Here is a 7,521-nt window from a genome sequence, read left to right as displayed (position 1 = left end):
GGGAGCCGCAGGCCACCCGGGAACTCCGCCATCGGTAGTTCCCGGGCCACCCGGGGGCTACGCCATCGGTAGTCCCCGAGGACCCCGGGGGCTACGCCATCGGTAGTCCCCGAGGACCCCGGGGGCTACGCCACCGATAGCCCCCGAGTCACCGGGGACCTACGCCACCGATAGCCCCGCCGACCAGGGGCTACCGGTAACCTCCCGCCCGCTGCCTGCGCCGTGCGCGGAGTGCGGCGTCCAGGGAGAAGACGGAGGCGCCCGCGAGGACGAGGGGGAGCCAGGCCATCAGGTAGGCGAGGTCGTTGCCGTAGTAGTAGGGGTCGGAGGCCCAGCTCACGGTCAGCCACAGGCTCAGGGAGATCAGGGCGCCGCCGAGCGCCGCGATCCGGGCGAGCAGCCCGATCAGGGTGCCGATGCCGACGGCGAGTTCACCGAAGGCGATGGCGTAGCCGAAGCCGACCGGGTTCTTCAGCGCCATGTCGACCATCGCCGGGATGGCGGAGGAGTCACGGACGGAGCGCATCAGGTCGCCGACGGACCCGGAGCCCGAGTCCTTCAGGAACGCGCTGTCGGTGAGTTTGTCCAGGCCGGCATAGATGAAGGTGACGCCCAGGAAGATACGTAGAGGAAGGAGGGCGAAACGCGTGGCGTTGTCGCGCCAGCTCCGGTCGCCGTCGAGATAGGGGGTGTGCGTGTCCGTGCGCATGCCGTGAGTCATCGCTGTCGCCTCTCGCCCGCGGTGCAGGGGACCCCTCACATGACGATACGTACGTGAGGGAGGGTGCGCTCAATCCGTTCGTGCCGATTTCCGCCGAGGTGCCCCGTGTCGCCTCGGTGAGGTCAGTCCGTCACATCGATCGCGTACTTGTTGGTCTCTACCCCCGCCGCAGTGACCACTTGCACCTCGACTCTCCCTGGTTCCACATCGACAGGTACGGGGACGGTCAGTACGGCGTCCGTGGGGTTGCTGAAGCCTCCGGTGACCGGGACCAGGGGCACATGGACGTTGACCGTGCCGATGCGGACCACCGTCCGGGTCAGCCGGTCGGCGCCCTGTGCGCCCGGGGGGACGAAGCCCGCGCCGCGGATCTCGATGTCGTCGCCGGTGCGCACGGGGGCGTCGAGGTCGCCGGCCTCCCGGGCGCGCACCACGGAGAGGATGACCGGGCGGCCGCCCTCCGCGTACTTGCCGGCCAGGTAGGTCGCGGCGGACACCAGCACGACCACCGCGAGGCCCCAGGGAAGGTCGGGCAGCTGGTCGGGGCGGCGGGCCAGCCGTACCGCGGCGAACACGACGGCGACGGCGCTGATCACGACGTACTGGATGTCGGCGAAGGTGCCGCGGCCGGCGTCGTCGGTCAGCAGGTCGGCGGCGCGCGGCCGGTCGGCGCGTACCTTCTGCAGCTTCTGGCCGAGGACCCGCAGGCCGACGACGCGCCGCACCAGCACCGCGACCCCGCTCACCACGGCGAGGACGGTCACGATCCCGGCGCCGCGGGCGAGTTCGAGGCCGGAGATCAGTGCGTCGCGTTCCGCGTGGCCGGACGCGGCGGCCAGGCGGCCGACGAGGACGAGCACGGAGTAGGCGACGAGGAGCACCCAGGCCGCAGCCACCGCGCGGGAGGTGGACAGCCGGTTGTCCTCGCCGATGACGGGCGCCAGTACGCCGCCCCGGGTGCGGTGGAACCAGGACGCCGCGGTCAGCGCCCCGCCCGTGACCAGGGCCGCGAGCAGGCCCGCCGTGCGGGCGGTGGACCAGCCCGCGCCGATCGCGGTCAGCGACTGCACCAGGAGCAGGACGACCACCGGCGCCCACACCGCGATCACCGTGCCCCGCCACAGCCGGGCCAGCCAGGCCTCGCCCTCGGCGCGGCCGCGTTCGGCGACGAGTTCCGCGGACTGACGCAGCTCCTCGGAGACCCACTGGCGGGAGGCTGAGGCCGAGTGGGCCACCGCGGCGGGCAGCCCTTCTCCGGCCGCGAACCCGTCGCGCATCAGCAGGAACTCGGCGACCGCACGCCGGTGTCCCTCGCGCGCCCCGTGCGGGCAGTCCCCGCAGGTGCAGCCGCCCCCATGGACACCTCCCGGCACGTCCGCGCCCCCTCTCGCCTCCTGCACCGCCACGCCCGACGCCCGCCTTCCCCGCTGCTCTGCCGCCGAGCGCCTCGAATCCGTCGGCCGCGTTCGGCAACTCCCTTGTGATGACAGCGAATTGTGCCCTACGCCACTCCCTCCGCGTCCGGCAGGGCCGCTCGACGCGGGTGAAGCGGGAACCGCTGTGTTGACCCGGCTGCGAGAATTTCCTTATGGCCGAGATCATCCAGCGGGACGGGGCCTGGGCCTTCGACGGCACCACGGTCAGGATCACGCCCGGTCTCCACCGCTCCGTGCCCCTGTTCCGGCAGACGTACGGGGAGGTCGCGGTGCCCCTCGAAGCCGTCGCCGGCGTGGTCTTCGAGCCCGAACGCAAACGCGGGCGGCTGCGGATGCGGCTGCGCGAGGGGGCCGACCCGCTGCTCCAGGCGACCGGCGGGCGGCTGCCGGAGCCGGCCGATCCGTACCGGCTGGTGGTGGACGTGGACCGGGCCGGGGTCGCCGAGTACGTCGCCGAGGAGATCCGCCGGGCGCTGATGCTGGACCAGATCCCCAAGGAGCCGACGAAGGCGTATCTGCTGCCCGGGCCGCCCGTTCCGGTCTCCGTGCGCTCCTCGGACGGCACCGTCTCCTTCGACGGCAACCAGGTGCGCATCGACTGGGCCGACACCTCCGACCGGGTCAAGCGCGCGACCGGGCCGCGGATCATCGCGATCGGTGATCTGGTGCAGGTCGAGTGGCTGCCCAACTCCGGTTACGAGGACGGTTTCCTGCGCTTCGTGACGCGTGAGACGGCGTTCTCCAAGCTGCCGCCGGAGAAGGACCCGTACGCCCTGGATCTGTGGGGCAGCGCACGCCGCGATCTGCTCACCGCGCTCGTCGCCACCGCGATCACGGCGCGGCTGCCGCATCCGTCGACCCGGGGTGGCGGTGAGTTCACGGACCGGTGGCAGCCGTCCGCCGCGGTGCCGCCACCGGCCGACCATCACGACGTACTGCTGCGCCGGCTGCGGGAGTTGGGCGAACTGCACCGCGACGGGGTGCTCACGGACGAGGAGTTCGCGATGACCAAGGCGGCGGTGCTGCGAGGTTTCTGACGCTCCGCCGTACGAAATTTCCAGGCCCGCCACCGCTGGCGGGCAACGCCCCTGTCAACTCAGCAGATCGGGTTCGCTGCGGCTGATGTCCTGCCACATGGGCTGGTAGTTGATCCATGCGACCAGGTCGCCGCCGAGCTGTTCGCGGGTGGCCACCGCCAGTTTGTGGTCGATGAGCAGGGGGCGTCCGGCGGCCTTCGCGGTCAGCTGCACCTGTGCGGAGCGCTCCATGGACACGAACCACCAGGCCGCCGCGTCCACCGAATTGCCGACCGTCAGCAGGCCGTGGTTGCGCAGCACGAGCGCCTTGCGGGAGCCGAGCGCGGCGGCGATGCGGCGGCCCTCCTCGGCATCGACGGCGACGCCGGTGTAGGCGTCGTAGAGGGCGTGGTCCTCGTAGAAGGCGCAGCTCTCCTGGGTGATCGGGTCGAGCAGATCGCCCAGTGCGGACATGGCCCGGCCGTGCACCGAGTGGCAGTGGGCGACGGCCACGACGTCGGGGCGGGCCGCGTGGACCTGGACATGCACGATGAAGGCGGCCTGGTTGACGTGGTAGCGGCCCTCGATGACCTGCCCGTCGGCGTTGACGAGCACCAGGTCGCTGACGGTGACGTGCTTGAAGGACATCCCGAACGGGTTGACCCAGAAGCAGTCGCTGTACTCGGGGTCGCGCGCGCTGATGTGCCCCGAGACCCCGTCCTCGAAGCCGAGCCGCCCGAAGATCCGCAGCGCGCCCGCGAGCCGTTCCTTGCGGTGGCGTCGCTCGTCGTCGACCGAGTCGTGCATCGGCGGCATGGCGAACTGCAGCCGGTCGGTCGGCAGGGCGGGGGGCGGAGTGGGCCCGGCCCCGGGGGTGCCGTGCATATGTCCTCCAGGACTGGATTGCTGTACGGGGCGGAAGTTACCGTCGGTCGCCGAAGGAGAACAGAGCTGTTCTGTAAAGATGACGCACGCAGCCGAAACACGACAGAAGATGTCCGGTTTCCTCGCGAGACTCTGCGTATGGCATGGAACTGGGCGGCCTTCACAGCCGCGGAACCCGAACTGGCGAAGCTCGCCGAAGAACGCTTCGGATCCTTCACCCACCACATCCTCGCGACCCTCCGCAAGGACGGCTCCCCGCGCACCAGCGGCCTCGAGGTCCGTTTTCTCCACGGCGAGCTGTGGCTCGGCATGATGCCGGACTCGCTCAAGGCCCTCGACCTGCGCCGCGACCCGCGCTTCGCGCTGCAGGCGAATCCGGGTCCGGGCAAGGACCCGGGCCCCGGCGACATCCGGGTCGGCGGACGGGCGTTCGAGGTCGAGGACCTGGAGGCGAAGAGCGCCTACGTCGAAGAGGTGGAACCGCCGGAGCCGTTCCACCTCTTCCGCACCGAGCTGACGGAGGTCGTACGGACCTACGTCGAGGACGAGACCTACCTGGTCACCCAGGTGTGGCGGCCCGCCGAGCCGGTGCGCACGCTCAAGCGGACCTGAAGCCCCCTACTCCCACTCGATGGTGCCCGGCGGCTTGGAGGTGACGTCGAGGACGACGCGGTTGACGTCACGGACCTCGTTGGTGATCCGGGTGGAGATCTTCGCGAGGACGTCGTACGGCAGCCGCGACCAGTCGGCCGTCATGGCGTCCTCGCTGGAGACCGGGCGCAGCACGATCGGGTGGCCGTAGGTGCGCCCGTCGCCCTGGACGCCGACGCTGCGGACGTCCGCGAGCAGCACCACCGGGCACTGCCAGATGTCCCGGTCGAGCCCGGCCGCGGTCAGTTCCTCGCGGGCGATCGCGTCGGCCTCGCGCAGCAGGTCCAGGCGCTCCTTGGTGACCTCGCCGACGATACGGATGCCGAGGCCGGGGCCGGGGAAGGGCTGGCGCTGGACGATCTCCTCCGGCAGGCCGAGCTCCTGGCCGACCATGCGGACCTCGTCCTTGAAAAGCTTGCGCAGCGGCTCGATCAGCTGGAACTCGAGGTCCTCGGGCAGGCCGCCCACGTTGTGGTGGGACTTGATGTTGGCCGTGCCGGTGCCGCCGCCGGACTCGACGACGTCCGGGTAGAGCGTGCCCTGCACCAGGAACTCCACCGCCGGGCCCGCGTCCGCGATGATCTCGGCCTGCGCCTGCTCGAAGACGCGGATGAACTCGCGGCCGATGATCTTCCGCTTCTCCTCGGGGTCCGACACGCCCTTGAGGGCGGTCAGGAAGCGCTCCTCCGCGTCGACGACCTTCAGCTGGACGCCGGTGGCGGCCACGAAGTCCTTCTCGACCTGCTCGGTCTCGCCCTTGCGCATCAGGCCGTGGTCGACGTACACGCAGGTCAGCTGGGAGCCGATGGCCTTCTGGACGAGGGCGGCGGCCACGGCGGAGTCGACGCCGCCGGACAGCCCGCAGATGGCGCGCTTGTCGCCGACCTGCTCGCGGATGGCCGCGACCTGCTCGTCGATGACACTGCCCGTGGTCCAGTCGGGGCTCAGGCCCGCACCCCGGTACAGGAAGTGCTCGAGCACCTGCTGGCCGTGCGTGGAGTGCATGACCTCCGGGTGGTACTGGACGCCGTAGAGCTTCTTCTCGTCGTTCTCGAAGGCGGCGACCGGGACGACCTCGGTGGAGGCGGTGACGGTGAAGCCCTCGGGGGCGGCGGAGCAGGCGTCGCCGTGCGACATCCACACGAGCTGCTCGGCCGGGGTGCCCTCGAAGAGGGTGGAGGACGCCTTCGAGACGTGCAGATCCGTACGGCCGTACTCGCGGGCGCCGGTGTTGTCGACCGTGCCGCCGAGGGAGCGCGCCATCAACTGGAAGCCGTAGCACATGCCGAAGACGGGGACGCCGGCCTCGAAGATCGCGCGGTCGAGGCCCGGGGCGCCCTCCTCGTACACGGACGAGGGGCCGCCGGAGAGGATGATCGCCGCCGGGTTCTTGGCGAGCATCTCGTCGACCGGCATGGTGCTGGGCACGATCTCGCTGTAGACCCGGGCCTCGCGGACTCGACGGGCGATGAGCTGGGCGTACTGCGCGCCGAAGTCGACGACCAGGACGGTGTCGGGGGCGGATGCTTGTGACACGGGGTGCCTTCTGGTGGTCGGGCGGGGTCGGTACCACCGATTCTAACGGGGCCCGGATCGGCCCTTTCCCGTCTCAGGATGCGAACCGGGTTGGAGGCTCCCGGGCGGCGCGGCATACTGCTCCCATGCTCACGCACCCGACCTTCCGCTTTACCTATGGCAACCGGCCCGCCGGCTGCCATGGTCGTGCTGCTTGAGCAACTGACAAGCGACTTCCCAGGCGCCCCGGGCCGACAAGGTCCGGGGCGCCTGGCGTTTCTCCGGATCCTGCCGGGGCCGGGGCACCTCACCCACACCACGAGTCACCCACACCACGAGGAGCCCCCATGACCGCCACCGACGTGACCGGCGCCCGCACCCCCGAGGCCGCCGACGTGATCACCGGCGCCCGTGAGCGCATCGACGCGCTCGACGACCGGATCATCGGGCTGATCCAGGAACGGATGGCCGTCTCGGCCGTCATCCAGGAGGCCCGCATCACCTCCGGCGGGCGGCGGGTGAACCTCTCCCGCGAGATGGAGATCCTCGGCCACTACAGCGAGGCCCTCGGCAAGCCCGGTACGGCCCTTGCCATGACGCTGCTCGAACTGTGCCGCGGTCGCATCTGAGTTCGGGGCCCCTCTCACCCGTACGGCGCGTGACCGTCGCGCGGACGCTTCGTTGGTGGAGGTGTCCGTGCCAGCCAGGGGCGGGCCCGAAAGAACCACGCGTGGCTTGCTGGAGCGATGAGACGTACGGGTCGTGCCGTATGTCGTGGGACCTCGTTCCAGGGATGTGGCCGGACAGCAGGGGACAGCAGCCCGGTCACCCAAGAGAACGGTCGGCTCCGGGGACGCCCGGGGCCGACCGGCGGAAAATGCAAAAATGCACAACCCTGGGTGAAACGGTTGCGTAGGCCCCGCCCATCCAGCACGATGCGTACACAGCCCCAAGTCCCGTCGCAGACAACTGCATTGCTTGCACTTCCGTATCGCCAGAGGTCGAGACCACCCGTGCGCCCCACCTGCGCCGGGGCGGCGACCAGGGCGCACGGGACCAGCGGCGCAACCCCCCGGCGCCGCTCCCAGGCACCGGCGCTGCCCTGACGTCGGTGCTGACGAAAGAAGGGCCCCGCGGTTCGAGCACCGAGCGCCGCGGGGCCCTTCGCTTGCCCCGAGACTCCACGTCCAGTGCCCGCATCCCTCCCTGCATCTGCACCGGTTGTGACCCGGGCCACATAAGGATGCTGTCAATACGGGCACAACCATTCACCGGCCTCACTGATCCAACCTGGCGA

6 protein-coding genes and 1 pseudogene are annotated in these 7,521 nt (G+C 70.6%); 3 read left to right on the top strand and 4 right to left on the bottom strand.

Annotation, left to right across the window (positions count from 1 at the left end; translation table 11 throughout):
* Nucleotides 1-190: 190 nt before the first annotated feature.
* Together JYK17_RS30395 and JYK17_RS30390 are read right to left on the bottom strand one after the other, a co-directional pair.
* A complete protein-coding gene (locus JYK17_RS30395) occupies nucleotides 191-721 on the bottom strand; it encodes a DoxX family protein (RefSeq protein ID WP_108013245.1) in 531 nt (176 codons plus the stop codon).
* A gap of 122 nt (nucleotides 722-843) precedes the next feature.
* Nucleotides 844-2,127, bottom strand: a complete 1,284-nt coding sequence (locus JYK17_RS30390) for a hypothetical protein (protein WP_108013333.1) — start codon at nucleotides 2,125-2,127, stop codon at nucleotides 844-846.
* A gap of 182 nt (nucleotides 2,128-2,309) precedes the next feature.
* Between JYK17_RS30390 and JYK17_RS30385 the strand changes: the two genes are divergently transcribed.
* Nucleotides 2,310-3,194: a DUF4429 domain-containing protein gene (locus tag JYK17_RS30385; protein WP_108013246.1), complete on the top strand. Its 885-nt coding sequence runs from the start codon at nucleotides 2,310-2,312 to the stop codon at nucleotides 3,192-3,194.
* A 54-nt stretch (nucleotides 3,195-3,248) separates the two neighbouring features.
* Here the strand turns inward: JYK17_RS30385 and JYK17_RS30380 are convergent, their stop codons facing one another.
* The gene (locus JYK17_RS30380; protein ID WP_108013247.1) at nucleotides 3,249-4,058 is read right to left on the bottom strand and encodes a class II aldolase/adducin family protein; all 810 of its coding nucleotides are present in this window, start codon (nucleotides 4,056-4,058) and stop codon (nucleotides 3,249-3,251) included.
* 138 nt (nucleotides 4,059-4,196) lie between these two features.
* Between JYK17_RS30380 and JYK17_RS30375 the strand changes: the two genes are divergently transcribed.
* Nucleotides 4,197-4,670: a pyridoxamine 5'-phosphate oxidase family protein gene (locus JYK17_RS30375; protein ID WP_108013248.1), complete on the top strand. Its 474-nt coding sequence runs from the start codon at nucleotides 4,197-4,199 to the stop codon at nucleotides 4,668-4,670.
* 6 nt (nucleotides 4,671-4,676) lie between these two features.
* Here the strand turns inward: JYK17_RS30375 and guaA are convergent, their stop codons facing one another.
* Nucleotides 4,677-6,245 (bottom strand): glutamine-hydrolyzing GMP synthase, encoded by a 1,569-nt coding sequence (gene guaA, locus JYK17_RS30370; protein WP_108013249.1) that lies wholly within the window; start codon nucleotides 6,243-6,245, stop codon nucleotides 4,677-4,679.
* Between the two features lie 311 nt (nucleotides 6,246-6,556).
* On the opposite strand from guaA, the pseudogene JYK17_RS30365 reads away from it, so the two are divergent.
* A pseudogene (locus JYK17_RS30365) lies at nucleotides 6,557-6,853 on the top strand (chorismate mutase); the annotation flags it as partial.
* Between the last annotated feature and the right edge of the window lie 668 nt (nucleotides 6,854-7,521).

This window comes from Streptomyces plumbidurans, from assembly GCF_019857225.1.
In the GTDB taxonomy this organism is placed as follows: Bacteria; Actinomycetota; Actinomycetes; order Streptomycetales; family Streptomycetaceae; genus Streptomyces; species Streptomyces plumbidurans.
This window is presented reverse-complemented; position numbering and strand designations above follow the sequence as displayed.